This window comes from Nonomuraea sp. NPDC002799 (assembly GCF_053592075.1).
The window spans coordinates 24,892-51,160 of sequence record NZ_JBSFVA010000038.1; the positions used below are offsets into that span (position 1 = coordinate 24,892).

Here is a 26,269-nt window from a genome sequence, read left to right on the forward strand (position 1 = left end):
GACCTCCCCTCAAGCAAAGGCAAGGAACGTGTCCCAGCCCCCAGGTCAGCTCACCTTCGTCGGTCCCAGGCGGGCCAAGCCGGCCAGGCACCTGGCCGACCTGTCGATGGCCGACCGCCGGGCCGCGGTGACCGAGCTGGGCGAGAAGGCGTTCCGCGCCGACCAGCTTTCGCGCCACTACTTCGAGCGGCTCACGACGGACGTCGGCGCCATGACCGACCTGCCCGCGGCCGCCAGGGAGAAGCTCTCGGCGTTGCTGCCCACGCTGCTCACGCCGGTCAAGGAGCAGACCACCGACGGCGGCACCACGCGTAAGACGTTGTGGCGGCTCTTCGACGGGGCGCTGGTCGAGTCGGTGCTCATGCGTTACCCCGAGCGGGTCACGATGTGCGTGTCATCGCAGGCCGGCTGTGGCATGAACTGCCCGTTCTGCGCCACCGGCCAGGCCGGGCTGACCCGCAACATGTCGACCGCCGAGATCGTCGAGCAGGTCGTGTCCGGCGCCCGCGCGCTGGCCGCCGGCGAGGTGCCCGGCGGGCCCGCGCGGGTGAGCAACATCGTCTTCATGGGCATGGGCGAGCCGCTGGCCAACTACAAGCAGGTGATCGGCGCGGTCCGCCGCTTCGTGGAGCCCGCGCCCGACGGGCTGGGCATCTCCGCCCGTGGAGTCACGGTGTCCACCGTCGGGCTGGTGCCCGCCATCGGCAAGCTCGCCGACGAGGGGCTGCCCGTCACGCTGGCGCTGTCGCTGCACGCGCCCGACGACGAGCTGCGCGACACGCTGGTGCCGATCAACACGCGCTGGAAGGTGTCGGAGGTGCTCGACGCCGCCTGGGCGTACGCGGCCAAGACCAAGCGGCGCATCTCCATCGAGTACGCGCTGATCAAGGACATCAACGACCAGGAGTGGCGGGCCGACCTGCTCGGCAAGCTGATCAAGAACAAGCTGGTGCACGTCAACCTGATCCCGCTCAACCCGACACCCGGGTCGAAGTGGACGGCCTCGCGGCCGGAGGACGAGCGGGCCTTCGTGCGGCGGCTGGAGTTCCACGGGGTGCCCGTCACGGTGCGGGACACGCGGGGCCGCGAGATCGACGGCGCCTGCGGGCAGCTCGCCGCCGCTGAGTGACCGCCGCCGAGTGACCGCTCTGCCGAGTGGCCACCGGCGAGTGGCCTCAGCGCGTCACGCGCGTCTTCTCAGCCATACGTACGCGCCCAGGCCGATCACGCACCAGGCCAGGGAGACTGCGGCGAGCTCGGGGAACCGGTCGAGGAACAGGCCGGCGTTCGCCGCCTTCATCCAGGCGGTGAACGGGACGGTCAGCCAGTAGAGGGACGATGCGCTGAGCATCAGCATCACGAGGAAGCCCAGCAGCAGGGTCATGATCGAGATGGCGGGCGAGGGCAGGACCGGGCGGCTGGTGAGGGCGCCCAGCGCGGTGCCGGTGAGGGCGGCGAGGGCGTACAGGAGCAGGCCGGCGGCCAGTACCGGCGCCGGCGGTGACTGGCTGACGCCGAGCAGCAGGGCCCAGCCCAGCCCGAGGGCCGCGAGCGCCGCGCACGTCACGAACGCCGCCACCAGGCCCGCCGTCACCTCCTTGCCCCGGCCGCCCACCTGGACCGCGGACATCTCGCGCTGCCGGTCGGGCTCGGTGTCGAGCAGGCTTCGGCCGGCCCAGGCCAGGACGGGCGTGAGCAGCACGGCGCCGTCGGTGAGCACGGAAGCCTCCGCGCCGATCGGGGCCCGGCTGCCGTAGACGATGGCGAGCAGGGCCGCGGTGAGGAGAAGAGCCTGGTAGACGCGGTGGGAGCGGATGTAGGCGGCCAGGCGGAAGGCGGTCAGGGCGATCATCCGGTCTCCTCGGTCTGGCGGGCGTCGTAGCCCTCCGCCCGCATCCGGGCGAGGAAGCCAGGGACGTCGGCCAGCGGCACGGTGACGGCGACGGTCGCGGCGGCGGTGGTCGCCTTGGCGAGCGGCGCGGCGGTGGCGGTGGCCGGAGCGGTCGTGTCGGCGGCTGGCGGGGTGGGGGTGAGGGCCGGATCCGGAGATGGTGGATGGAGGGCCGCCGTGCCCTCCTTGAGGTGGCCGTCGACCATCGACCAGTGGTGCAGCGCGGGTAAGGCGCGCAGGCCGCCCTGGTGGTCGCTGACGATGACGATGCCCCCGCGCTCCGCGATCTCGGTCGCGATCTCCGGCAGGGCCTCGCGGGTGTCGGCGTCCAGCCCGGCGAACGGCTCGTCCAGGATCAGCAGCCCGGGCTCCACCATCAGCGCCTGAGTCAGGCCCACCTTGTGCGCGCTGCCCTTCGACAGCTCGCTCAGGGGCAGGTTGAGCAGGTGACCCATGTTCAGGCGTTCGGCCCACGGCTCCCAGCGGGCTCCGCCGCGTACGCGGGACATGTGGCGCAGGTACGCCGTCACCGTGAACGGCTGGGCGCTGGGAAAACGGTCGGGGGCGAAGCCGACGGACCTGGGCCGGTCGGTGATCGTGCCGGCGGTCGGCCGGGCGAGCCCGGACAGGAGGCGCAGCAGGGTCGACTTGCCGGCCCCGTTCACACCCGTGAGCTCGATCACGTCACCGGCGGAGAGCCGAGCGTCGGCGCTGTGGATGACGAATGGATCACGTCTTCGGTAGCGGAAGGAGACGTTGGACAGACGCATGGTGCAGTAACGCTATATGTCAGGTCGCATGGCCGTCATAAAGAGCCCCACAATGGAGAGACCCCCAGCACCTCTGAAGAGGAGTGTGAGCTTGAACCGCTTTCCGCGCGTCATAGGTATGCGTTCAGGCTATGACCCGGTCGAAGTCGACGCCCTGATCGGGCGGATCGAATCCACCTTGGGCAGGGGCTCCCACACCCTGGAGCCCATTACCGCCGATGAGGTGCGCACCGCCACGTTCCGCGCCAAACGCGGCGGCTATCAGGAGACCGCGGTCGACTTCGCCCTGGAGGCGTTCGTCGTGGCCCTGGAGACCCAGGCCCAGCGGCCCGTACGGCTGGCCATGGCGGAGCCCACCGGCGAGTTGCTGCGCGAGCAGTGGTTCGAGAGCCAGGCGGCTCGCGTCGAACGGGTGGCCTTCCGCCCCGGTCGCATGGGCGCCGGCTACAACGAGGACGAGATCGACGCCTTCCTCGACCGCATCGTGGCCACCCTGCGGGGCACGACCGAGTTCCCGGTGACGGCGAAGGAGGTGCGGGCGGCCAAGTTCTCGACCGTGTTGTTCAGGTCCGGCTATGCGATCGCCGACGTGGACTCCTTCCTGGCGGGCATCGCGGACGTGCTGGAGCAGCGGGCCTAGCGTCGGGCGTGCCGGGAGCAGCGCGTGCTGAAGCGGCTCAGCGTCGAACGTGCTGAGGTCGCGCCTGAGCGTCAGACGTGCTGGACGTGGGTGAGCAGGCCGTGCAGGTCCGGCAGGATCCGGTGCACGATCGTCGGGTCCGACGGCCGCTCGCCCAGCCGGTTGATCCACACGCGGTGGATGCCCAGCCGGTGCGCCGGCACCATGTCGTGGAAGTAGCTCTGCGCCACGTGCACCCACGCCGACGGCTCGTGCGAGCGCCTGAACACCTCGAAGTGCGCCCCGGCCGGTTTGTAGGCCCCCGCGTCCTCCGCCGTCACCACCGCGTCGAACGGCACGGGCAGCCGCCGCAGCGTCTCCGCGATGAGGTCGCGGTCGCAGTTGGTGAGCAGCGCCAGGTTCCACCCGGCCGCGCGCAGCGCCGACAGCTCGGCCTCGACCTCGGGGAACACCGGCCAGTACGGGATCGTCGCGGCCAGCACCGAGGCGTCGTCCTCCTTCAGCGCCACCTTCTCCTCCGCGCACGCCCTGCGCAGCGCCTCGGCCAGCACCTGGCGGTAGCGCAGGCCGGGCGACTCGTCCTGCACGAGGTGCTCGTGCCGGTTGTACGCCTCCAGCAGCCGCGCCCCCTGACCAGGCGCGATCAGGCCGGCACTGGTGAGGATGCCGTGCCGCCAGTCGACAAGGGTTCCGAAACAGTCGAATGTCACCCATCGCATACGTTCCATCATGGTGGTGATGGCGCTGTCCGTGGGGCCATCGGGCCCCGGGATCTGCGGTCGGTCACGATCTGCGGGCCGGGTCCCGAGGGCACCGTCCCGCCGCCGGCGGTCCGGCGGCCGGACGCGATGCCTCAGGTGGTCGCGGGAGTCGCGGGAGTCGCGGGCGGCAACTGCCGCCGTTCGGAAGAGACGAAGTCGCGCACCAGGGCGACGATGACCGAGGCCAGCGGCGCGGCCAGGAAGGCGCCGGCGATGCCCGCGATCACGCTGCCCAGCGTGATCGCCACCAGGATGACCGCCCCCGGCAGATCGAGTGCCTTGCCGTAGATCTGCGGCGCGAGCACGTGCCCCTCAAGCTGCTGCACGGCCACGGTGACCAGGACCACGATCAGCGCCACCAGCCAGCCCTTGGCCACCAGCGCCACCACGGCGGCCAGCAGCCCGGCCATGAACGCCCCCACCACCGGCAGGAACGCCCCCACGAACGTCAGCACCGCCAGCGGCAGCGCCAGCGGCACCCCCAGGATCCACAGCGCGATCCCGATGAAGAACCCGTCGACCGCCCCCACGACCGCGATCCCGCGGATGTAGCGGCCGATCACCGAGTAGATCAGGTGACAGGTGTCGGCCAGGCGGGCCCTGGCGGTGGCGGGGGTGAGGTCCACCAGCCAGCGGAAGAGCCGGTCGCCGCCGTGCACGAAGTAGATCGACAGGATGACGGCGAGCACGGTGCCGATGATGATCTCGCCCACGGTCTTGACCCCGGCCAGCGCGCCGGTGGCGAGCTGGCGGCCCTGCGCGGTGGCGTACTCTCTGGCCTGCGCGACGAGCTGCTGCTCGTTGACGCCGAACCTGCCGGTGAACTCGTGCAGGTCGTCGAGCACCTTGCTGACGCTGGTGCGCAGCTCCGCCACGCTGTCGACGGTGGGTGGCACCAGCAGCGCCACCAGACCCGCCGCCAGCACGAGCCCGCCGACGAAGACGATCGTCGTGGCCAGCGCGCGGCCCATCCCGCGCGAGCACAACCAGCGGGCCGGGGGCCACAGCAGCGCGGTGATGAACAGGGCGACGACGATCGAGATGACCACCGTGGCGACGTGGTAGAGGCAGAACCCGGCCACCGCGACAAGCGCGACCCACCCCAGCAGCCGCCACGGCCTCATCCGATGCCCCCCATCGTGCCTGGTCAGAGGCGTTCCCTCGGGGGATGGGGGGCAACCCTGCTCAGCCGGGCGGAGTCAGGTGGGGGTGCTGGGAGCGTTTGTTCGCCACGTACGTCTCCTGCGCCGCGTACGTGGCGCTCGACGTGCCCACCTGCGCCACAGGCACGTCCCACCACGCCTCGGAGGAGGGAACGTCGTCGGCCATCGGGTCGGTGCGGACGTAGATGACGGTGGTCCCGGTCGCCGAGCGCGCCGTGTCGAGCGCCTTGCGCAGATCGGCGGCCGACTCCGGGCGCAACACCGTGGCCCCGAGGCTGGCCGCGTTGGCGGCCAGGTCCACGGGCAGCGGGGTGCCGTCGCGGTGCCGGTAGGAGGTGCCGAGCCGTTCGGCTCCGACGCTCTCCGACAGGCGGCCGATGGAGGCGAACCCGGAGTTGTCCACCAGGACGACGATCAGCTTGATGCGCTCGGCGATCGCCGTGACGAGCTCCTGGGCCATCATCAGGTAGGAGCCGTCGCCGACCATGACGAACACCTCGCGCTCCGGGGCCGCCATCTTGACGCCCAGGCCGCCCGCGATCTCGTAGCCCATGCAGGAGTAGCCGTACTCGACGTGATAGCTGCCCGGGCCGCTGGGCCGCCAGAGTTTGTGCAGGTCGCCGGGCATCGAGCCGGCCGCGCACACCACCACGCCGTCGCCGCCCGCAGCGGCGTTGACGGCGCCGATCACTGCGGACTGGGGCAGCGGCGAGCCCTCCAGCGCGTACGCGGCGTCGACCGCCGCGTCCCACGCCCGGGTCAGCTCGGCCGCCCGCGCCGGGTAGGCGGGCGGCGTGGGCCGGCCCGCGCACGCCTCGGTCAGGTCGGCGAGCGCCTCGCGGGCGTCGGCGACCAGTTGCAGGCCGGACAGCTTGGCGGCGTCGAAGCCGGTGATGTTGACGTTGAGGAACGCGGCGCCGGGCGCGAAGATCGTGCGCGAGGCGGTGGTGAAGTCGCTGTAGCGGGTGCCGACACCGATGATCAGGTCGGCCTCGCGGGCCAGCGTGTTGGCGGCCGTGGTGCCCGTGGCGCCGATCGCGCCCACCGCGAGGGGGTGGCCGTGGGGGAGCGCGCCCTTGCCGGCCTGGGTCTCGGCGACCGGGATGCCGTACGTCTCGGCGAAGATCCGCAGGTGCCCGGTGGCCTCACTGTAGATCGTCCCGCCGCCGGCCACGATGAGCGGGCGCTCGGCCGCCTTGATGCGCTCGGCCGCCCTGGCCAGCGCGGCGCGTTCGGGGCGCGGCCTGGGGACGTGCCACACGCGGTGCCCGAACAGCTCGTCCGGCCAGTCATACGCCTCCGCCTGCACGTCCTGCGGCAGCGCCAGCGTCACCGCGCCCGTCTCGGCCGGGTCGGTGAGGACCCGCATGGCGGCCAGCAGCGCGCTGGGAAGCTGCTCCGGGCGGTTGATCCGGTCCCAGAAGCGGGAGACCGGCTTGAAGCAGTCGTTGACCGAGATGTCGTAGGAGCGCTGGTCCTCCAGCTCCTGCAACACCGGCCCGGCCACCCGGGTGGAGAAGATGTCGCCGGGCAGGAGCAGCACGGGCAGCCGGTTGATGGTCGCGCCGGCCGCGCCGGTGATCATGTTGGTGGCGCCGGGGCCGATGGACGTGGTGCAGGCCAGGGTGGCCAGGCGGTTGCTGGCCCGCGCGTACGCGGCGGCGGTGTGGACCATCGCCTGCTCGTTGCGGCTCAGGTGGTAGGGCAGGTCCTCGGCCGAGGTGGCCAGCGCCTGGCCGAGCCCGGCGACGTTGCCGTGGCCGAAGATGCCGGCGCAACCGCCGAAGAACCTGCGCTCCACGCCGTCGCGCTCGGTGTGCTGCTGGGCCAGGAAGCGGACGACGGCCTGCGCGACGGTCAGCCGGATCATGGGGTCCTCCCGAACGGCAGTCTGGGGTCGATGTGCTGGGCGTCCCAGGAGGAGCGGATCCAGGCGTGCCGGGGGTCGTCGCAGAACGCCATCGACCGTTGCTCCGCGGGCCCGGCCAGGACGTTGAGGTAGTAGAGGTCGTAGCCGGGGGCGGCCATGGACGGGCCGTGGTAGCCGTAGGGGACCAGGACGACGTCGCCGGAGGAGACCTCGGCCAGGGTGTCGATCTGGCCGCGTTCGGAGGAGTAGACACGCTGGTAGCCGATGCCCTGGTCGGCGACCTCGAAGTAGTAGATCTCCTCCAGCACGGCCTCGCCCGGGCCGGGGGTGTCGTGTTTGTGCGGCGGGTAGGACGACCAGTTGCCGTCCGGGGTGAGGACCTCCACGGCCATGAGCTTGTCGCAGTCGAAGACGCCCGGGGCGCAGAAGTTGTTGACCTGGCGGCTGGCCTGGCCGGCGCCCCTGATCTCCACCGGGACCTCGGCGGCGGCGACGTAGCGGGGCGGCAGGGCCCGGGTGGCGCGGGCCGAGGGGAGCGCGATGCGGCCGGCGCCGCGCAGGGTCACGGCCGTCCCGATCGGGACGTAGGCGAAGTCGGAGGGGCCGTCGAAGACCGAGTCCCGGCCGGCCAGCACGAACGCGTCGTCCGGCAGGGTCACCGTGCAGGAGCCCGCCAGGGGGAGGACGAGCAGCTCCGTGTCGCCCGTCTCGAACGACACCGGGGCGTCGGTCAGGTCCAGGACGCGCAGCCCGGAGTAGTCCCAGCCCGCCAGGGCCGGCGTGATCTCGACCGACCAGGGGGCGGCGGCGGCCTTGCCGTAGGGAAGGTAGGTCATGCGCGGGCCTCTCGCACCAGGGCGGCGGCGCCGTCCACCGCGGTCGCCACGTCGTCGTCCGCAGGGTAGAGCAGGGCCCGCCCGATGACGAGGCCGCGCACCCCCGGCAGGCTCAGCGCGCGGTCCCAGTCGGCGTAGGCGGCGTCGATGTCGGGCGGGTCGCCCCCGAGCAGCAGGGCGGGCAGCGTGGTGGCGGCCATCACCCGCTCCATCTCCGGCACGGCGGGGATCTTGAGCCAGGTGTAGGCGGAGGTGACGCCGAGCGCCTGGGCGACGCTGATCGAGCGGATCACGGCCTCGGGCGACAGGTCGTTGCGCAGCGCCCCCGACTCCGTACGCCCCGACCAGAACGGCTCCACCATGGCCATCAGGCGCCGCCGGGCCAGATCCGTGACCGCGCGGGCGCACGACTCCAGCGTGGCCACCGTGGCGTGGTCGGCCGGATCGATGCGGCAGAGCATCTTGCCGCCGTCCAGGCGCATCGTGTCGATGGCGGCGGCGTCGAAGCCGGTGAAGCGGTCGTCGGCCTCGAACACCGAGCCCGCCAGGCCGCCGCGGTTCATGGAGCCGAAGGCCAGCTTGCCCTCCAGGGCGCCCAGCAGGAGCAGGTCCTCCAGCACGTCGGGCGAGGCCAGGATGCCGTCGACGCCGGGCCTGGCCAGCGCCACCTGGAGGCGGTCGAGCAGATCGGCGCGGCTGGCCATGGCCAGCGGCCGGTCGCGGACGCCGAGGGCGCCGCGCGCGGGATGGTCGGCGGCGATGATCAGCAGGCGCTCGCCCTCGCCCGGCAGACCACGGCGCACCCTGCGGGCCGCGGCCTCGGCGATGCCCTCCGGCCGGGTGGCGCGGATGTGGGTGAGCCGCTCGTAACCGGCGCTCACGGGCAGCGTGATGTCGCTCAAGAGCGCACCCCGTTCAGCAACTCGTCCACCTCTGTGGTCGTCGGCATGGCATCGGCGCAGGCCAGGCGGGCCGCCACGTGAGCGCCCGCCGCGTTGGCGAACCGGATCGTGCGCTCCAGCGGCCAGCCGCGCAGCAGGCCGAGGCAGACGCCTCCGCCGAACGCGTCGCCGGCGCCGATCCCGTTGACCACCTTCACCTCCAGGGGCGCCACCAGCACGCTTTCGGTGGCGGTGCGGGCGAAGACCCCTTCCGGGCCCATCTTCACGATCGCGACCTCGACCCCGGCGTCCAGCAGCGCCTGGGCGGCGGCCTCCGGATCCCGGACGCCGACCGCGGTCTCCACCTCGTCGAGGTTGCCGACCGCCACGTTGGTGTACGGCAACAACCGCTGCGCCGCCTCGTGGGCCGCCACCCGCGACTCCCAGAGCGTGGGCCGGTAGTCGAGGTCGAACACGGTCCAGCCCGACGACCTGCGCGCGGACAGGGCGGCCGCGTGGGCCGCGGCGCTCGGCTCCTGGCTCAGCCCGGTCAGCGAGAACCAGAACAGGCCGGCGGCGCTGATGGCGTCGAGGTCGAGGGCGGACGCGGTGAGCTGGAGGTCGGGCGGGTGCTCGCCACGGTAGAAGTAGATCGGGAAGTGGTCGGGGGGAAAGATCTCGCAGAAGGTCACCGGGGTGGGCGGTCCCTCGATGGTGCGCACGTAGACGTCGTCGACGCCGAAGTCGCGGATCGCCCGCCGGACGAACTCACCGAAGGGGTCGGCTCCGACGGCGGTGATCACAGCGGGGCGCAGCCCGTGGCGCGCCGCGGCGACGGCGACGTTGGTCGGGCTGCCGCCGAGGAACTTGCCGAAGGTCTCGACGTCGGCCAGGCCGACGCCGGTCTGCAGCGGATAGACGTCCACACCGCAGCGGCCGATCGTGATCAGATCGTACAACGCGCCTCCCAGGAGCTTACTTCGTCACTATGGCATATTGTCATGACATTCGGATGTCAGCTAGGTTACCTAATGTGCCCAGACCGAAACCGGCGCGACGCACCATGCATGATGCCGGACTGTTAGCAGGCTCCCGTCTCGGAGAAGACGCAGCATGCGGGCACATCCTCGAAATATGGCCGGGCCTTTACGTCATATGCATGTCATGACATATTGGCCCCTTGGCTGCCTCCCTTAAAGACACGTCGGAGGGTTTGCATGGCATTGCGGAAACGGTCGATGGGTGTGGTCGCCGTCCTTGCTGCGACCGGGCTGGGGCTCGCCGCCTGCGGCCAGTCGTCGGGCGGAGGAGGCGAGGGTGACGCCGTCGAGCTGACGATCGCCCAGAACGCCATCGCCGGCGGCAAGAACGCCGCGGCGGCGAGCTTCGTCGCCAACTGGGTGATCCCCAAGTTCGAGGCGGCCCAGAAGGCGAAGGGCAAGAACGTCACGGTCAAGTTCCTTCCCAGCGGCGTCGACGACGAGCAGTACAAGACCAAGCTCTCCCTCGACCTCAAGTCAGGCAAGGGCGCCGATGTGATCGACATCGACGGCATCTGGGCCGGCGAGTTCGCCGAGGCGGGCTATCTGAAGCCGCTGCCGGACCTGGTCGGAGCCGAGGCGGAGAGCTGGGACGGCTGGGCGCAGATCCCCGAGGCCGTGCAGGGCATGACGGAGTTCAACGGCAAGAAGTACGCCCTGCCCGTCGGCACCGACGGCCGGGTGCTCTACTTCAACAAGACGCTCTTCGCCAAGGCCGGGCTGCCCGCCGACTGGCAGCCCAAGAGCTGGCAGGAGGTCCTCGACGCCGGCACGAAGCTGAAGTCGTCCGGCGTGCCCGTGCCGATCCAGGTCAACGCCGGCACCGCGATGGGCGAGGCCACCTCGATGCAGGGCGTGCTGCCGCTGCTCGCGGGCGCGGGCGGCGAGGTGCAGAAGGACGGCAAGTGGACCGGCGCCGCGCAGCCGCTGAAGGACGCGCTCGGCCTCTACCAGAAGATCTACGGTGGCGGCCTCGGCGATCCCAAGCTGCAGCAGGAGGCCAAGGGCCGCGACAAGTCGTTCCAGCAGTTCGCGGCCGGCAAGATCGGCATCCTCATGGAGGGCGACTACTTCTGGCGCGGCGTCGTCAACCCCGCGACCGGTGTGGCCAAGATGGCCGACCGCGACACGGTCGTCGGCTACGCCATGATCCCCGCCGTGGAGCCTGGCAAGGGCCTGCGCGGCCAGGACTTCGTCAGCATGTCCGGTGGCGCGCTGCGCACGGTCAACCCCAACAGCAAGCATCCGAAGGAGGCCTTCGAGCTGGCGGCCTTCACGCTCTCACCCGAGGCGCTGAAGGAGGAGACCAAGGACGGCAACGTGCGCATCACGCCGCGCTCCGACGTCAACAAGGAGATCCTCGCGGGTGAGCCGCTGCTGACGTTCATCTCGGAGAAGGTGCTGCCGCTCACCGCCTACCGGCCGCCGGTCGCGGTCTACCCGCAGGTGTCGGCGGCGTTGCAGGAGGCCACGGCCGCGGTCGTCGGGGGCACGGCGCCCGACCAGGCGGCGGCCGACTACCAGAAGAAGCTTGAGGGACTCGTCGGTGGCGCAGGTAATATCGCCTCCTGAGGCTCCTGAGGCCGTCGCGGAAGACCGGCCCGCCCGCCGCTACAGCTCCGACGCGGCGGGCCTGGGCAGGCTGCGGGCCGGGGCCTTCATGGCCCCCGCCCTGCTGCTCATCGCGGTCTTCCTGGTCTTCCCCGCACTGTGGGTGCTCTACCTGGGGCTCACGAACTACCGCCTGACCGGCGCCGCCGCGGCCAACCCGCAGTTCGTCGGGCTGGACAACCTCCTCGGCGCGGTCACCCACCCCGACTTCTGGAGCTCGACCTGGCTGACCGTGCAGTTCGTGCTCGGCTCGGCCGTCATCGGGCAGGTCGGGCTCGGGTTCGCGATCGCCTGGCTGCTGCGCGACCGCCGCGGGCCGCTGAAGCGGCTGGTCGAGGGCCTGGTCATCCTGGCCTGGATCCTGCCGAGCGCCGTCGTGTCGTTCCTGTGGGTGGCGCTGCTCGACCGCGACGGCGGCACGCTCAACGCGCTGCTCGGCATCCCCGGCTTCGCCTGGCTGCTCGACCACCCCATGTTGTCGATCGTGGTGTTCAACACCTGGCGCGGCACCGCGTTCTCGATGATGTTGTACGGCGCCGCCCTCGGCAACGTGCCGCCCTCGCACCTGGAGAGCGCCCGCCTGGCCGGCGCCTCCGGCTGGCAGCAGCTCAGAGACGTGGTGTTCCCGCACATCAGAGGGCACATCCTGACGAACCTGCTGCTGATCAGCCTGTGGACGTTCAACGACTTCACCCCGTTCATGCTCACCGCGGGCGGCCCCGACGGTAAGTCGGAGGTGCTGGCGGTGCACGTCTACAAGGTGGCCCTGCAGGGTGGCGAGCTCGGCTACGGCGCCGCCGTCTCCACGATCATCCTGCTCATCAACCTGGTCGTGGCGATGTTCTACCTGCGGCTGCTCCGGAGCAAGAAATGACGCGCTTCGTCCTCGGCCGGATCGGCTTCTACACGCTGATCGCGGTGCTGCTGGCCTTCTTCACGATCCCCTTGCTCTGGCTGGTCACGGCGCCGTTCACCTCGGACCCTACGTACGAGGTCTCGGTGCCCGACTTCACCTGGGACAACTTCCGGGCGGTCGTGGAGCATCCGTACGCGCTGCCGTCGCTCTGGAACTCGGTGGTGTTGTCGGTCGGCACCGCGCTGCTGGTCGTGCTGCTGTCGGCGCTGGCCGCCTATGCGCTGAGCCGGGTGCGGCTGCCCGGCCGGGACGCCCTGCTCTACGCGTTGTTGCTGCTGTCGTCGATCATCACGGGGACGGCGGCCATGGTGCCGCTGTTCCAGCTCGCGGTGGAGCTGAACCTCATCGACTCGCAACTCGGGCTGATCCTCATCCTCACCGGCGGGCTGCTGCCGGCCGCGATCTTCATGCTCAAGGACTTCATGGACTCGACGCCGAAGTCCTACGAGGAGTCGGCGCGGGTCTTCGGGGCCACGCCGCTGCAGATCGTCCGGCACGTGGTGGTGCCTCTGGTGCGGCCCGGGCTGGCGACGATCGGGGTCTGGGCCGTGGCGAACGTGTGGGGGAACTTCCTGATGCCGTACCTGCTGCTGAGCGACGTCGAGAAGCAGCCGGCGGCGGTGATCACGTACACGCTGTACACCGAGGGTGGCCAGGCCAACCTCAGCATGCTCTCCACGTTCGGCCTGCTCTACTCGGTGCCCGTGGTGCTCATGTACCTGTTCGTCAGCAAGAAGTATGGCTTCCGCTTCCACGGAGGGATCAAGCGTTAAATGGCCGCCATCGAACTACGCGGGCTGACCAAGGTCTATCCCGGCGGGGTGAAAGCCCTCGACTCGCTCGACCTGGTCGTCCCCGACGGCGAGTTCTTCGCCCTGCTCGGCCCCTCCGGCTGCGGCAAGACCACGCTGCTGCGCACGATCGCGGGGCTGGAGACCGCGACCGGCGGCTCCGTGGTGATCGGCGAGCGCGACGTGACCGGGGTGCAGCCCGGCGGCCGGGACATCGCGATGGTCTTCCAGGACTACGCGCTCTTCCCGCACATGGACGTCACGGACAACATCGCCTATCCCCTGCGCATCAAGAAGGTCGCCAAGGAGGCGCGCCGTGACAAGGCCCTGGAGGTGGGGACGCGGCTCGGGCTCGACCAGCTCATGGACCGGCGGCCCGGCCAGCTCTCCGGCGGGCAGCAGCAGCGGGTCGCGCTGGCCCGGGTGATGGCCACGCAGGCGCAGGCGTTCCTGTTCGACGAGCCGCTGTCCAACCTGGACGCCCGGCTGCGGCTCGAAGCGCGCACGTTCCTGAAGAAGCTCCAGCGCGAGCTGGGCGTCACCACCGTCTTCGTCACCCACGACCAGGCGGAGGCGCTGGCCATGGCCGATCGCATGGCCGTCATGGAGGCGGGGCACATCCGGCAGATCGGCACGCCAGCCGAGGTGTTCCAGCGGCCGGTCAGCACCTTCGTGGCAAGTTTCATCGGCTCCACTCCCATGAACCTGCTGGACGCCGTCGTCCGCGGTGACACGCTGGACGTGGCAGGGTGCAAGGTGGCGGTCCCGGTCTCGGCCGGCGGGCTGCTGTCCGACGGAGAGAAGATCGTGTACGGCGTGCGACCCGAGTACATGTCCTACTCGGCCGAGCCCGCACCGGGCGCGCTGGGGGGAAAGGTGGCCATGGTGGAGAACCTGGGCGCCGCCCATCTGGTGACCCTCGACGTCGACGACGTCAACGTGCAGGCCGTCGTGCCCGAGGGCAGCGAGCCCGCGCTCGGCGACGACGGCTACGCGCTGCCCAGGAACGATCGGGCCCTCGTCTACCGCGACGGGGAGCTGGTATGAGGGGGCACTGGAGCCTGGACGACCGGCTGGAGCGGATCCTGCGGGAGGTGCCGTTCGAGGTGCCCGCCGGGACGGCGGCCGTGACGGTCCGGCTGGCCTACGACAGGTCGCAGGGGGTGCTCGACCTCGGGTGCGGATCGCCGGCCGGGTTCCGCGGCTGGTCCGGGGGCGCGCGCGACGAGTACACGATCACGCGGGACTGGGCGACCCCCGGCTATCTGCCCGGCGAGCCCGAGGCGGGGACCTGGCACGTGTGGGTGCGGCTGCACCGGATCCCGCCGCAGGGGCTGGACTTCGAGCTGGAGATCTCGGCCGAGCGGGTCGCGCCGGCCGAGCCCGTGGCCGAGGAGCCGCCGCACGGCGCGCGCCCGCCGCGCAGGGACATTCCCGACGTGGATGGTCTGCGGTGGTTCGCCGGGGACTTCCACGCCCACACCGTGCACAGCGACGGCGCCCTGACCATCGCCGAGCTGGCCGAGCTGGCCGCCGGGCGCGGGCTCGACTTCCTGGCCGTCACCGACCACAACACGGTCAGCCACCACCCCTGGCTCGGCAAGATCGAGCGCGGGATCACGCTGATCCCCGGCCAGGAGGTCACCACCGACCGGGGCCACGCGAACGTGTTCGGCGACGTCGGCTGGGTCGACTTCAGGCGCCCCGCCGACTCCTGGGCCGAGCACGCCGACCGCGAAGGCGGCCTGATGTCGGTCAACCATCCGCTCGGCGGCGACTGCGCCTGGTTGTTGCCGATCAGCCGCCGCCCCCAGGTCGCCGAGGTCTGGAGCTCCGGCTGGTGGGACCGCCGCTGGGGCGCGCCGCTGGCCTGGGCCGACGCCTGGCGCGATGACGTGATCGCGATCGGCGGCAGCGACTTCCACCGCCACGACTCCGACGGCCTGCCCGGCGCTCCCACGACGTGGGTGCTGGCCGCGGACACGGCGGCGGTGCTCGACGGCGTGCGCGCCGGGCGTACCGCCGTCTCGACCGGCCCGGACGGGCCGCTGTTGCTGCGGCTCGGCGACGAGCTGCTGGCCCTGGACGCCGACGGCCTGGTGCTGGTGCGTCCGGACGGCACCCGGCAGGTGATCCGCGGCGACCGCGTGAAAGTGCGCGCGCTGGACGGACGGCACCGGTTGGAAACCTACGAGAACGAGGTGATCGCCCTATGCGCGTGAGGAGAATCGCCAACGCGCCCGTGAGTTTCGGCGTGTTCGAGCTCAGTGACGCCCCACCGCCGCTGACCGCCGACGAGATGGTCCGCGCGCTGGCCGAGGCCGGCTACGAGGGCATCGACTCCGGGCCGATCGGCTACCTGGGCACCGGCTCGGCTCTGGCCGACCGGCTGGCCGGCAGCGGGTTGCTGCTCGCCGGCGGCTGGGTCGACCTGCGTTACGGCGACGCGGCGGCGTTCGCGGGCGGGCTGCCCGCGCTGGAGGCCGCGCTGGACGTGTTCGCCGCCGCGCCCCCGGCGCCCGAGGGGTTCGCGCCGCGGCCCACGCTGGCCTGCTCCGGCTCGGCGGAGCGGTTCGCCCGCCCCGGCGGGAGCGTTCCAGGGCTGCCCGCGTCCGAGTGGCCGTCCTATGCCGCCCGGGTGCAGGAGGCCGCCGACCGGTGCCGTGCGCGCGGGTTCGAGCCCGCCTTCCACCACCACCTCGGCACCTACGTCGAGACCCCCGAGGACGTGGAGCGGCTGCTGGAGCTGACCGACGTGCGGCTCTGCCTGGACACCGGCCACCTGCTGCTGGCCGGCGGCGATCCGGTGACGGCGCTGCGCGCGTGGGCGGAGCGGATCGACCACGTGCACATCAAGGACGGCGACACGAAGATCCTGGAGCGGGCCCTCGCCGACGGCGTGGACCTGCGCGAGCTCATGGGCCGCGGCGGGTTCGCGCAGCTCGGGGAGGGCGAGCTGGACCTGCCGGGCGTGGCGCGGACCCTGGACGAGACCGGCTACGAGGGCTGGATCATCATCGAGCAGGACACCCTGCCCGGCCGCCGCACCGTCGCCCAGAACATCGCCGACCAGGCCGCCAACCTCCGCAAGCTGAAGGAACTGGGACTGTGAAGATCGCGCTGGTGGGATGCGGAGCCGTCACGCAGGCGGTGTACGTGCCGCTGCTGTCGAGGCGCCGTGACCTGTTCGAGGTGAGCGCCGTCTGCGACCTGTCGCGCACGCTCGCCGAAGCCGCCGGCGAGCGGCTGGGGGCGTCGAGGCGCTACACCTCGCTGGCGGAGATGATCGCCGACGGCGGGTTCGACGCCGTCCTCGTGCTGGCCTCCGGCTCCCACGGCGAGACCGTGCGGCAGGCGCTCGCCGCCGGATACGCCGTGTTGTGCGAGAAGCCGCTCGCGCTGACCAGGGCCGAGGTGGCCGCGCTGCCCGAGGGGCGGCTGATGGTCGGCTACATGAAGCAGTACGACCCCGCCGTGCGCCGGGCCGAGGAGATCCTGGCCGAGCTGGGCGGCCCCGAGGCCATCAGGTCGGCCGAGGTGAGCGTGCTGCACCCGAGCGGGGACTCGCAGCTCGCCTTCGCGAACCTGACCCAGGCGCGCGACGTGGATCCCGGGTTGCTGGACTCGCTGCGGGCCGCCGAGAACGCGCTCGTGTCCAAGGCGCTGGGAGAGTCGGCGCCGGAGGCGGTGCGGAGCCTGTACGGGGTGTCGTTGGGCTCGATATGCCACGACTTGTCGCTCTTGAGGCGCTTCACCGGGTCTCCTGCGGAAATTTCGTATGTTGAGACCTGGGGTCCCGCGCCCGGCTCCATCGAGATCTCCGGCCCGCTGCCGGTCCGGGGCCGGTTCCACCTGCGCTGGCACTACCTGGAGGACTATCCGGCCTACCGGGAGACCGTGACCATCCACCACGACAAGGGCTCGCTGGAGCTGGTCTTCCCTTCGCCCTACCTGATGAACGCCCCGACGACGCTCACCGTGGTGTCCGGCGGCGAGAGCCGGACCGAGTGGCGGGACGTGACCGAGGCGTTCGAAGTACAACTCGCCGCCTTCCATGCTTTCGTGAACGAGGGCAAGCCGCCGCTCACCGACGCGACGGGCGCCCTGGAGGACATCGTGACGGCTCAGCGGATCGCCGCCCGCTACGCCGTACAACATGATCTGCCCATGGGAGGGGAAGCAGCGTGAGCACGGAGATCGTCGTCGTCCCGCACACACACTGGGACCGGGAGTGGTACGAGCCCTTCCAGCGTTTCCGGCTGCGCCTGGTGGCGCTGCTGGACGAGGTGCTCGACACGATGGAACGCGAGCCCGCCTATCACTTCACCCTCGACGGGCAGCTCGCCTGCGTGGACGACTACCTGGAGGTGCGGCCGGAGAACCGCGACCGGATCGCCGCCCTGGTGGAGTCCGGGCGGCTGGCGGTGGGGCCGTGGCAGATCCTGCTGGACGAGTTCCTGTGCTCGGGCGAGAACATCGTCCGCAACCTGGAGCTCGGCCTGGACCGGGCGGACAAGCTCGGCGGGGCGATGCCGGTGGGCTACCTGCCCGACATGTTCGGTCACACGGCGCAGATGCCGCAGATCCTGCGCAAGGCCGGGCTGCTGCACGCGTGCGTCTATCGCGGGGTGCCGTCGTCCGTCACCACCGACGCCTTCGCCTGGGTCGCGCCCGACGGGACGGCGCTGCGGACGCAGTATCTGCCGGCGGGCGGTTACGGCAACGGGGCGCACCTGTTCCACGACGCCTCGGGGCTGGCCGAGCGGGCCGCGGCGTTCTCCGCGACCATGCGGGAGTGGCACGGGCCCGAGGGCTCGCTGCTGGCGATGTACGGCACCGACCACTCCGCCCCCGTGCGCGGGCTGCCGGAGATGGTGGCGAAGATCGGCGCCCGCATGGACACCTTGTCCGGATACATCGGGGCCTATTCGGGTGACGTCGAGAGACTGCCACGGGTCACGGGTGAGCTGCGCTCCCACGCGCGGGCCAACATCCTGCCCGGCGTCATCTCCGTCCGCGCCCACGTCAAGCAGGCCATGAGCCGCGCCGAGCGGATGGTGGAGCGCTACGCCGAACCGCTCGCCACGCTCTGGGGCGGCGAGTGGCCCGGGCGCTTCCTGGACATGGCGTGGTGGCGGCTGGTGGACGCCAGCGGCCACGACTCGGTGACCGGCTGCGGCGTGGACGACACCGCCCAGCAGGTGGCCGCCCGCATCGCGGAGGCCGAGCACCTCGGCCAGGCCGTGCGCGACATGGTGACCGCCCGCCTGGCGGCCACCGTGCCGTCGGACGGCGTGCTCGTCGTCAACCCGACGCCCGCCTTCCGGCGCGGCGTCGTGGTCGTGGACGTCGCGGGCACGGACCCGCTCGTCGGCCCCACCGGCGCGCCGGTGCCCACGCAGCCGCTGGAGTACGCGGCCACGCTGCTGCTCGACGAGGAGATGGATCCGGCCACGGCGCTCTCCTTCGTCCACGGGACCGAGCTGTACGGGCAGCACATCACGGACTGGTCGGTGGCCGGCGGGACGCTGACGTTCACGGTGGCGCGGGAGACCGAGGTCGTCTTCGACGTGGACGACCTGCGCGGCGCGCTGGAGGGCGTGACCCGCGTCCGCATCGTCGCCGAGCCCCGGCGGACGGTCGCGGCCATGGTCGAGGCGCCGCCGCTGGGCCACACGAGCGTCCGGCCCGCCGCCCGCGACGCGGCGCACGTGCCGGACGGCCACCCGCTCTCCCAGCACGACCCGTCCTGCTGGCTCAGCTCGGACTCCGCGCCGCTGCCGGTGCGCGGCGACGAGGAGGTGCTGGACAACGGGCTGCTGCGGGTCACGATCGCGGAGGACGGCACGCTGACGCTGGTCGGCCAGGACGGCACCACGATCACGGGAGCCGGTCGCATCGAGGACGGCGGCGACGTCGGCGACACCTACAACTACGCGCCGCCCCTGTCGGACCGGATCGTGTCGGAGCCGGAGTTCGTCCGGGCCGAGCTGGTCTGCTCGGGGCCGCTGGTGGCGGTGGTGGACGTGCGGCGCACCTACCGGTGGCCCGCCAAGGGCGACGGGATCGACGGCGCGCCCGAGCTGCCCGCCGCCGAGCGCTCCCTGCGGGCGGAGGAGACCGTCGTCACCACCCGCGTCGAACTGCGCGCGGGCGAGCCCTTCGTCCGGCTCAACGTCGCGTTCGACAACCGCTGCGCCGACCACCGGGTCCGCCTGCACGTGCCGCTGCCGGCCCCGGCCGCGCAGTCGCACGCCGAGGGGCAGTTCGCGGTCGTCACCCGTGGGCTCACCGCGGAGGGCGGCTGCGGCGAGACCCCGCTGCCCACCTTCCCGGCCTCCGGCTGGGTGGCGTCAGGGGGTGCGGCCGCGCTGCTGGAGCACGTGACGGAATACGAGCTGGTGGACGACGAGCTGGCGCTCACGCTGCTGCGCTCGGTCGGCTACCTCTCCCGCAACCGCAACGTCCTGCGCCCCGAACCGGCCGGTCCCCAGCTCCCGACCCCGGCCGCGCAGTCGCGCGGGCTGCGCTCGGTCAGCCTGGCGCTGATGCCCTACCAGGGCTCCTGGCAGGACGTGGTCCCGCAGGCGGAGTCCTTCCGGCACGACCTGCTGGTGGTGCCGGGCTCGGGCGCGCCGGCCCTGCCCCTGCCCCCGCCGGCGGCGGGGCTCTCGGTGACGGGGGAGGGCGTGGTGATGACCTCGCTCCGGAATCGGGACGGGTGGCGGGAGCTGCGCGTGGTGGCGCTGACGCCCGACGACACGGAGGCGGTCATCGAGGGCGCGTTCTCCCACGCCAGGCAGGCCGACCTGCGCGGGCGTCCCGGGGCCCCGGTGCCGGTCTCCGAGGGAGTCGTCCGGCTTCCTCTGCGGGCGTGGGAGATAGCGACTCTCCAATTGACTGACTGAGGCAAATAGGGGTATTCGGTTGGTAAAAATAGCAGCGACGATCTTGTTGCGGCCCGACGCCTTCCGCCGCTATCGTCCATGCATATGCCTGGGCATCCCATAAAGGCAATTTCGAGGTTTTCGGGAGGAATGTTCCGATGAAGACTGCCCTGAAGCGGTTGTCCACGGGAGTGGCCGCCGCCGCCATCTCCACCGCCATGTTCGCCGCCGTCACGCCGGGTACGGCCAACGCGGAGGTCATCGTCCAGTGGTACTCGTACACGACCGCGGGCGCGAAGGCATGTAACGTCGCCGCCAACCAGGCCGGCCCCGAGTACTACTGCAAGGTGCTCAAGGTCGCCGGCACCAAGGTGTACGCCCTGGCCCGCCCGTAAGGACCGGCTGAAAGGTGAGCGGGAGGCGGGACATCGCCGCCCGCTCACCCTCGTTTGTGGTCAGCCACAACGCGGGTCGCCATACTTCGTGATGGCGACAATTGTCCCAGGTCAGCGGCATGGCGAACACTGGCCGCATGAACATGGGCCCCGTCGACTCCAGTAAGATCCCACGCTTCGCCGGCCCCGCCACCTTCGCCCGGCTGCCTCGGCTGGACCAGGTCGAGCGGGCGGACGTCGCGGTCGTGGGCGTGCCCTTCGACAGCGGCGTGTCCTACCGGCCGGGCGCCAGGTTCGGCCCGGCCGCGGTCAGGGAGGCCTCGCGGTTGTTGCGGCCGTACCATCCGGGGCTGGACATCGCCCCGTTCGAGCAGGCGCAGGTGGCCGACGCCGGTGACATCGCGGTCAATCCGTTCGACATCGGCGCCGCGATCGAGACCATCGAGGCCGCCGCCGACGAGCTGGACGCCCGGCTCGTCACCATCGGCGGCGATCACACGATCGCGCTCCCGCTGTTGCGGTCGGCCGCCAAGAAGCACGGCCCGGTGGCGCTCGTGCACTTCGACGCCCATCTGGACACCTGGGACACCTACTTCGGGGCCGAGTACACGCACGGCACCCCGTTCCGGCGGGCCGTCGAGGAGGGGATCCTCGACACCGAGGCGCTGAGCCACGTGGGCATCCGGGGCTCCCTCTACGGCAAGGCGGACCTGCAGGAGGACCAGCGGCTCGGCTTCGGCATCGTGACCGCGGCCGACGTGCTGCGCCGCGGGCTGGACGAGGTGATCGACCTGCTGGGGCAGCGGATCGGCGACCGCCCGCTGTACGTCTCCGTCGACATCGACGTGCTCGACCCGGCCCACGCCCCCGGCACGGGCACGCCGGAGGCGGGCGGCCTGACCAGCCGCGAACTGCTGGAGATCCTGCGCAGTCTCGCCGGCCGCAACCTCATCGGGGCCGACGTGGTCGAGGTGGCCCCCGCCTACGACCACGCGGAGATCACCGCGGTCGCGGCCTCCCACGTGGCCTACGACCTCGTCAGCTTGCTAGCGATGCAGGAGAAGCGCACATGAGCGGCAGCATCACCGAGATCGAGACCTACGGGGTCGAGCGCATCCCCGACGCCGACCGCACCGCGCGCCCCCTGGACCTGTTCAGGCTGGCGTTCGGCGGCGCCAACACCTTCGCGACCTGCGTGCTCGGGGCCTTCCCCATCCTGTTCGGCCTGTCGTTCTGGCAGGGGCTGGCCGCGACCGTGCTCGGGCTGGTGGTCGGCGCGCTGATCCTGGCGCCGCTGTCGTTGTTCGGGCCGTTGAACGGCACCAACAACGCCGTCTCCTCCTCGGCCCACCTGGGCGTGCACGGCCGGGTCGTCGGCTCCTTCCTGTCCCTGCTGACCGCGATCGCGTTCTTCTCGATCTCCGTGTGGTCGTCGGGCGACGCACTGGTCGGCGGCGCCCACCGGCTGGCCGGGCTGCCGGACACGGATGTGTCGTTCGGCGTCGCGTACGCGCTCTTCGCCGTCCTCGTGCTCATCGTCTGCGTGTACGGCTTCCGCTTCATGCTGCTCGTCAACAAGATCGCGGTCACGGCGGCGTCGTTGCTGTTCGTCCTGGGCGTCTTCGCCTTCGCCGGCGACTTCGACCCCTCCTACCCGGGCGCCCTGGCGGCCGGCGACCCGCTGTTCTGGCCGTCGTTCATCGGCGCGGCCCTGATCGTGTTGTCGAACCCGGTCTCCTTCGGCGCCTTCCTGGGCGACTGGTCCCGCTACATCCCGGCGAACACGCCGCGCTCGCGGGTGATGGCCGCCGCGTTCATGTCGCAGATCGCCACCATCCTGCCCTTCTTCTTCGGCCTGGCCACCGCCTCGATCATCGCCGCCAAGGCCGCCGAGTACATGGACCCGGCCGCCCCCAACTACGTCGGCGGGCTGCTGGCCGTCTCACCCGGCTGGTATTTCGTCCCCGTCTGCCTCATCGCGCTGATCGGCGGCATGTCCACCGGCACGACCGCCCTCTACGGCACGGGCCTGGACTTCTCCAGCGTCTTCCCGCGCTTCTCCCGGGTGCAGGCGACGGTGCTCATCGGCACGTTGTCGATCGTGTTCATCTTCGTCGGCCGCTTCGCCGCGAACCTCACGCAGAGCATCTCCACGTTCGCCACGCTGATCATCACGTGCACCGCGCCGTGGATGGTGATCATGATGCTCGGCTACGTGACCCGCAGGGGCTGGTACGACCCCGAGGCGCTGCAGGTCTTCAACCGGCGCCAGCGCGGTGGACGCTACTGGTTCACGCACGGCTGGAACGCGCGCGGGCTGAGCGCCTGGGTGGTCTCCGCCGGGCTGGCGCTGATGTTCGTGAACCTGCCGGGCCAGTTCGTGGGGCCGCTCGGCGACCTGGCCGGCGGGGTGGACATCTCGCTTCCGGTCGGTCTCGCGGTCGCGGGGCTGCTCTACCTGGCGCTGCTGGCCGCCTTCCCCGAGCCGCGGGCGGTCTTCGGCCCGCAGGGCCCGCGCCTGGTCCGCTCGGCCGACACGCCGATCCTGCCCATCGTCGACGCCCGCGCGCCGGAGCCCGTCAGGTGAGGCATTCCTGGGGCACGCGTTAGCGGGTGCCCCAGGAATACGTCTGCTTGCGCAGCTTCAGGTACACGAAGGACTCGGTCGCCCGGACGGCCGGAATGGCGCGGATCTTGCTGAGGATCTCCAGCAGGTGCCCGTCGCCCTCGCACACCACTTCCACGATCACGTCGAAGGAGCCCGCCGTGAGCACCACGTAGTCGATCTCGCTGATGGCTGCCAGTTCGTCGGCCACCGAGTCCAGATCGCCCTCGCAGTTGACCCCGATCATCGCCTGACGGGGAAAGCCGAGCGTGAGAGGGTCGGTGACCGCGACGATCTGCATGACACCCGCGTCCTGCAGCCGCTGCACCCGCTGGCGCACCGCGGCCTCCGAGAGGCCGACCGCTTTGCCGATCGCCGCGTACGGCATGCGCCCGTCGGCCTGGAGCTGCTCGATGATCTGCTTCGACAGATCGTCGAGCACCACGGGACCGGCGCTCGGATTGTTCCGGCGAACGCGGGGCGGCGTCGTCATCGAGCGGTGTCCTCCTAGCGGAGCGGCGTAACGGGGGCGTTCCCACTCGGTTGCCGTCCTGGTGCGACATGGTGTCAGTTCTTGGCAGTCTGTCAAGCGAATTCGTAGCAATTTGATATCTTCGCCACGAAATCCCTTGTCCGGATGCCCTTGCTCTGTAAGAGTCGCGGCATCTCAGCCACATCCCGAGGAGGTCACTTTGACCACCCGTCTGCAGAACTTCGTCAACGGGGAGTTCGTGGACGCCAAGAGCGGCCGATTCTCCGACATCATCGATCCTTGCACGGGTGAGGCGTACGTGCAGGCTCCTGTCTCGGGCGCCGAGGACGTCGACGCCGCGTTCGCCGCGGCCGCCGCCGCGTTCGGGTCGTGGGGCAGGACCACCGCGGGTGAGCGGGCGAACCTGCTGCTCAAGGTCGCCGACGCGATCGACGCGCGGGCTGATGAGATCAACGACGCCGAGTGCCGCAACACCGGCAAGCCGCGGGCCCGCATGGCCGAGGACGAGACCCCGGTCGCCGCCGACCACTTCCGCTTCTTCGCGGGCGCGGCGCGCACCCTGGAGGGGCCGACGGCGGGCGAGTTCCTGGCCGAGCACACCAGCGTCATCAGGCACGAGCCGATCGGCGTGATCGGCCAGGTCACGCCGTGGAACTATCCGATGATGATGGCGGTCTGGAAGATCGCCCCGGCGCTGGCGGCCGGCAACACGATCGTGCTGAAGCCGTCCGACACCACGCCGGCCTCCACGCTGGTGCTGGCCGACATCCTGGGCAGCGTGCTGCCCGCGGGCGTCTTCAACGTCGTGGCCGGCGACCGCGAGACCGGCGCGCTGGTGGTCGGCCATCCGGCCGCGTCCATGGTCGCGATCACCGGCTCGGTGGGCGCGGGCATGTCGGTGGCGCGCAGCGCGGCCGACGACCTCAAGCGGGTGCACCTGGAGCTCGGCGGCAAGGCGCCGGTCGTGGTCTTCGAGGACGTCAAGGACCTGGCCAGGGCCGCCGCCGACATCGCGACCGCGGGCCTGTACAACGCCGGCCAGGACTGCACCGCGGCCTGCCGGGTGCTCGTGCAGGAGAGCGTGCACGACGAGTTCGTGGCCGCGCTGACCGAGGCCGCGGCCGGCACCGTGACCGGTGACCTGAGCAACGAGGAAGCGCTCTACGGGCCGCTGAACAACGAGAGCCAGCTCGCCAAGGTGCAGGGCTTCATCGAGCGGACGCCCGGGCACGCCAAGGTGCTCACCGGTGGCCGGCGGGTCGGCGACAAGGGCTACTTCTTCGCGCCGACGATCGTGGACGGCCTGCGCCAGGACGACGAGATGGTGCAGAACGAGGTCTTCGGCCCCGTCATCACCGTCCAGACGTTCACCGACGAGGCCGACGCGCTGGCCAAGGCCAACGACGTCAAGTACGGCCTGAGCGGCTCCGTCTGGACCTCCGACCACGGCCGCGCGATGCGGATGTCCAACCGGCTGGACTTCGGCGTGGTCTGGGTCAACACCCACATCCCGTTCGTGTCGGAGATGCCGCACGGCGGCTTCAAGCACTCCGGCTACGGCAAGGACCTGTCGGTGTTCGGCCTGCACGACTACACCCGGGTCAAGCACGTCATGCACTACATCGGCGAATAGGACGAATCCTGGGATGACTGAGCTGTATGCGATAGAGCTTGAGGGCGTCGTCAAGGAGTACCTCTCGCATGGCGAGGTCGTCCAGGCGGTCAGGGGCGTGACACTGGGCATCGCCGAGGGGGAGTTCTTCTCCCTCCTCGGCCCATCCGGCTGCGGCAAGACCACGACCATGCGGATGGTCGCCGGCTTCGAGGAGCCCACGAAGGGCGTCGTCAAGCTGCTCGGCAAGGACGTCACGAACGTTCCGCCGAACAAGCGTGACGTCAACATGGTCTTCCAGTCCTATGCGCTCTTCCCGCACATGAGCGTCTGGGACAACGTGGCGTTCGGCCTCAAGCAGCGCAGGACGCCGCAGGAGGAGGTCAAGCGGCGGGTCGGCGAGATGCTGGAGATCGTCGACCTCACCGGCCGGGAGAAGCGCCGGCCGCGCGAGATGTCCGGCGGCCAGCAGCAGCGCGTCGCGCTGGCCCGCGCCCTGGTCAACCGGCCCAGGGCGCTCCTGCTCGACGAGCCGCTCGGGGCGCTCGACCTCAAGCTGCGCCAGGCCATGCAGATCGAGCTGAAGCGCATCCAGCGCGAGGTCGGCATCACGTTCGTGTACGTGACGCACGACCAGAACGAGGCGCTGACCATGAGCGACCGGATCGCGGTCATGAACGACGGGCGGGTCGAGCAGCTCGCCAGGCCGCGCGAGATCTACGAGCGGCCCGCGTCCGCGTTCGTGGCCGGCTTCATCGGCACCTCCAACCTGCTCGCCGGCACCGCGGCCGGGGGCGAGCTGACGATCGGCGGCGGCCGGGTGCTGGTGCCCGGCCACGACGGCGCGGTCACCGTGACCGTGCGGCCCGAGAAGATCGTCATCGGCACGGAGGAGCCCGGTGCCGGGCTGAGTGCGGTGCGCGGCACCGTGGCCGAGGTGGTCTACCTGGGCACCTACAACAGCTACGCCGTGAGTCTCGCCGACGGGGCCGAGGTCACGGTGTTCCAGCAGAACGCGAATGACGCCACGGCGACGGCGGAGCGGGGCGACTCCGTGTGGTTGTCGTGGCAGGCGCAGCACTCGTACGTGATTGGAAGTTGATAGCA

The 26,269-nt window shown here is 71.1% G+C and carries 24 protein-coding genes; 15 read left to right on the forward strand and 9 right to left on the reverse strand.

Going from position 1 to position 26,269, the window contains the following annotated elements:
• Positions 1-28: 28 nt before the first annotated feature.
• Positions 29-1,129, forward strand: a complete 1,101-nt coding sequence (gene rlmN, locus ACWD0F_RS42475; RefSeq protein ID WP_449887294.1) for a 23S rRNA (adenine(2503)-C(2))-methyltransferase RlmN — start codon at positions 29-31, stop codon at positions 1,127-1,129.
• Between the two features lie 54 nt (positions 1,130-1,183).
• Here rlmN and ACWD0F_RS42480 read toward each other — a convergent pair whose 3' ends face one another.
• Positions 1,184-1,852, reverse strand: a complete 669-nt coding sequence (locus ACWD0F_RS42480; RefSeq protein WP_449887295.1) for a hypothetical protein — start codon at positions 1,850-1,852, stop codon at positions 1,184-1,186.
• A complete protein-coding gene (locus tag ACWD0F_RS42485; protein WP_449887297.1) occupies positions 1,849-2,661 on the reverse strand; it encodes an ABC transporter ATP-binding protein in 813 nt (270 codons plus the stop codon). Before ACWD0F_RS42485 ends, ACWD0F_RS42480 begins: the two co-directional genes overlap by 4 nt.
• A gap of 118 nt (positions 2,662-2,779) precedes the next feature.
• Here ACWD0F_RS42485 and ACWD0F_RS42490 point away from each other — a divergent pair, with 118 nt between their 5' ends.
• Positions 2,780-3,301, forward strand: a complete 522-nt coding sequence (locus ACWD0F_RS42490) for a DivIVA domain-containing protein (RefSeq protein ID WP_449887298.1) — start codon at positions 2,780-2,782, stop codon at positions 3,299-3,301.
• Positions 3,302-3,372: 71 nt separating this feature from the next.
• On the opposite strand, the gene ACWD0F_RS42495 is transcribed toward ACWD0F_RS42490, so the two are convergent.
• From ACWD0F_RS42495 to iolC, 6 genes are all read right to left on the reverse strand, one after another.
• Positions 3,373-4,020: an HAD family hydrolase gene (locus tag ACWD0F_RS42495; RefSeq protein WP_449887300.1), complete on the reverse strand. Its 648-nt coding sequence runs from the start codon at positions 4,018-4,020 to the stop codon at positions 3,373-3,375.
• Between the two features lie 134 nt (positions 4,021-4,154).
• Entirely contained in the window at positions 4,155-5,186 is a 1,032-nt protein-coding gene (locus tag ACWD0F_RS42500) for an AI-2E family transporter (RefSeq protein WP_449887302.1), read from the reverse strand.
• A gap of 61 nt (positions 5,187-5,247) precedes the next feature.
• Positions 5,248-7,095, reverse strand: coding sequence for a 3D-(3,5/4)-trihydroxycyclohexane-1,2-dione acylhydrolase (decyclizing) (gene iolD, locus ACWD0F_RS42505; RefSeq protein WP_449887304.1), 1,848 nt, complete (start codon positions 7,093-7,095; stop codon positions 5,248-5,250).
• A complete protein-coding gene (iolB, locus tag ACWD0F_RS42510; protein ID WP_449887306.1) occupies positions 7,092-7,931 on the reverse strand; it encodes a 5-deoxy-glucuronate isomerase in 840 nt (279 codons plus the stop codon). The genes iolD and iolB overlap by 4 nt, the downstream gene beginning before the upstream one ends.
• On the reverse strand, positions 7,928-8,833 hold the full coding sequence (locus ACWD0F_RS42515; protein ID WP_449887308.1) for a Cgl0159 family (beta/alpha)8-fold protein: 906 nt from the start codon (positions 8,831-8,833) through the stop codon (positions 7,928-7,930). The genes iolB and ACWD0F_RS42515 overlap by 4 nt, the downstream gene beginning before the upstream one ends.
• Positions 8,830-9,771 carry a 5-dehydro-2-deoxygluconokinase gene (gene iolC / locus ACWD0F_RS42520; RefSeq protein ID WP_449887309.1) on the reverse strand — a complete coding sequence of 314 codons (942 nt, stop codon included), beginning with the start codon at positions 9,769-9,771 and terminating at the stop codon, positions 8,830-8,832. The genes ACWD0F_RS42515 and iolC overlap by 4 nt, the downstream gene beginning before the upstream one ends.
• Positions 9,772-10,029: 258 nt before the next feature.
• On the opposite strand from iolC, the gene ACWD0F_RS42525 reads away from it, so the two are divergent.
• From ACWD0F_RS42525 to ACWD0F_RS42575, 11 genes are all read left to right on the forward strand, one after another.
• Complete coding sequence (locus ACWD0F_RS42525; protein WP_449887311.1) at positions 10,030-11,424, forward strand: extracellular solute-binding protein; 1,395 nt, start codon at positions 10,030-10,032, stop codon at positions 11,422-11,424.
• Positions 11,399-12,337: a carbohydrate ABC transporter permease gene (locus ACWD0F_RS42530; protein WP_449887313.1), complete on the forward strand. Its 939-nt coding sequence runs from the start codon at positions 11,399-11,401 to the stop codon at positions 12,335-12,337. Before ACWD0F_RS42525 ends, ACWD0F_RS42530 begins: the two co-directional genes overlap by 26 nt.
• Positions 12,334-13,152, forward strand: a complete 819-nt coding sequence (locus ACWD0F_RS42535) for a carbohydrate ABC transporter permease (RefSeq protein WP_449887315.1) — start codon at positions 12,334-12,336, stop codon at positions 13,150-13,152. Before ACWD0F_RS42530 ends, ACWD0F_RS42535 begins: the two co-directional genes overlap by 4 nt.
• A complete protein-coding gene (locus tag ACWD0F_RS42540; protein ID WP_449887316.1) occupies positions 13,153-14,217 on the forward strand; it encodes an ABC transporter ATP-binding protein in 1,065 nt (354 codons plus the stop codon).
• On the forward strand, positions 14,214-15,392 hold the full coding sequence (locus ACWD0F_RS42545; protein ID WP_449887317.1) for a CehA/McbA family metallohydrolase: 1,179 nt from the start codon (positions 14,214-14,216) through the stop codon (positions 15,390-15,392). Before ACWD0F_RS42540 ends, ACWD0F_RS42545 begins: the two co-directional genes overlap by 4 nt.
• Positions 15,383-16,282: a TIM barrel protein gene (locus tag ACWD0F_RS42550; protein ID WP_449887319.1), complete on the forward strand. Its 900-nt coding sequence runs from the start codon at positions 15,383-15,385 to the stop codon at positions 16,280-16,282. The genes ACWD0F_RS42545 and ACWD0F_RS42550 overlap by 10 nt, the downstream gene beginning before the upstream one ends.
• Positions 16,279-17,358 (forward strand): Gfo/Idh/MocA family protein, encoded by a 1,080-nt coding sequence (locus tag ACWD0F_RS42555; protein ID WP_449887320.1) that lies wholly within the window; start codon positions 16,279-16,281, stop codon positions 17,356-17,358. The genes ACWD0F_RS42550 and ACWD0F_RS42555 overlap by 4 nt, the downstream gene beginning before the upstream one ends.
• Positions 17,355-20,078, forward strand: a complete 2,724-nt coding sequence (locus tag ACWD0F_RS42560; protein ID WP_449887322.1) for a glycoside hydrolase family 38 N-terminal domain-containing protein — start codon at positions 17,355-17,357, stop codon at positions 20,076-20,078. The genes ACWD0F_RS42555 and ACWD0F_RS42560 overlap by 4 nt, the downstream gene beginning before the upstream one ends.
• A 137-nt stretch (positions 20,079-20,215) precedes the next feature.
• Complete coding sequence (locus ACWD0F_RS42565; protein WP_449887323.1) at positions 20,216-20,452, forward strand: hypothetical protein; 237 nt, start codon at positions 20,216-20,218, stop codon at positions 20,450-20,452.
• 137 nt (positions 20,453-20,589) lie between these two features.
• Positions 20,590-21,525: an agmatinase gene (gene speB, locus ACWD0F_RS42570; protein ID WP_449887325.1), complete on the forward strand. Its 936-nt coding sequence runs from the start codon at positions 20,590-20,592 to the stop codon at positions 21,523-21,525.
• On the forward strand, positions 21,522-23,039 hold the full coding sequence (locus tag ACWD0F_RS42575; protein ID WP_449887327.1) for a purine-cytosine permease family protein: 1,518 nt from the start codon (positions 21,522-21,524) through the stop codon (positions 23,037-23,039). The genes speB and ACWD0F_RS42575 overlap by 4 nt, the downstream gene beginning before the upstream one ends.
• 19 nt (positions 23,040-23,058) lie before the next feature.
• Here the strand turns inward: ACWD0F_RS42575 and ACWD0F_RS42580 are convergent, their stop codons facing one another.
• On the reverse strand, positions 23,059-23,550 hold the full coding sequence (locus tag ACWD0F_RS42580) for an Lrp/AsnC family transcriptional regulator (protein WP_449887329.1): 492 nt from the start codon (positions 23,548-23,550) through the stop codon (positions 23,059-23,061).
• Between the two features lie 199 nt (positions 23,551-23,749).
• On the opposite strand from ACWD0F_RS42580, the gene ACWD0F_RS42585 reads away from it, so the two are divergent.
• Complete coding sequence (locus tag ACWD0F_RS42585) at positions 23,750-25,183, forward strand: gamma-aminobutyraldehyde dehydrogenase (protein ID WP_449887331.1); 1,434 nt, start codon at positions 23,750-23,752, stop codon at positions 25,181-25,183.
• Positions 25,184-25,196: 13 nt separating this feature from the next.
• Positions 25,197-26,264, forward strand: a complete 1,068-nt coding sequence (locus tag ACWD0F_RS42590; RefSeq protein ID WP_449887333.1) for an ABC transporter ATP-binding protein — start codon at positions 25,197-25,199, stop codon at positions 26,262-26,264.
• The last annotated feature ends 5 nt before the right edge of the window (positions 26,265-26,269 follow it).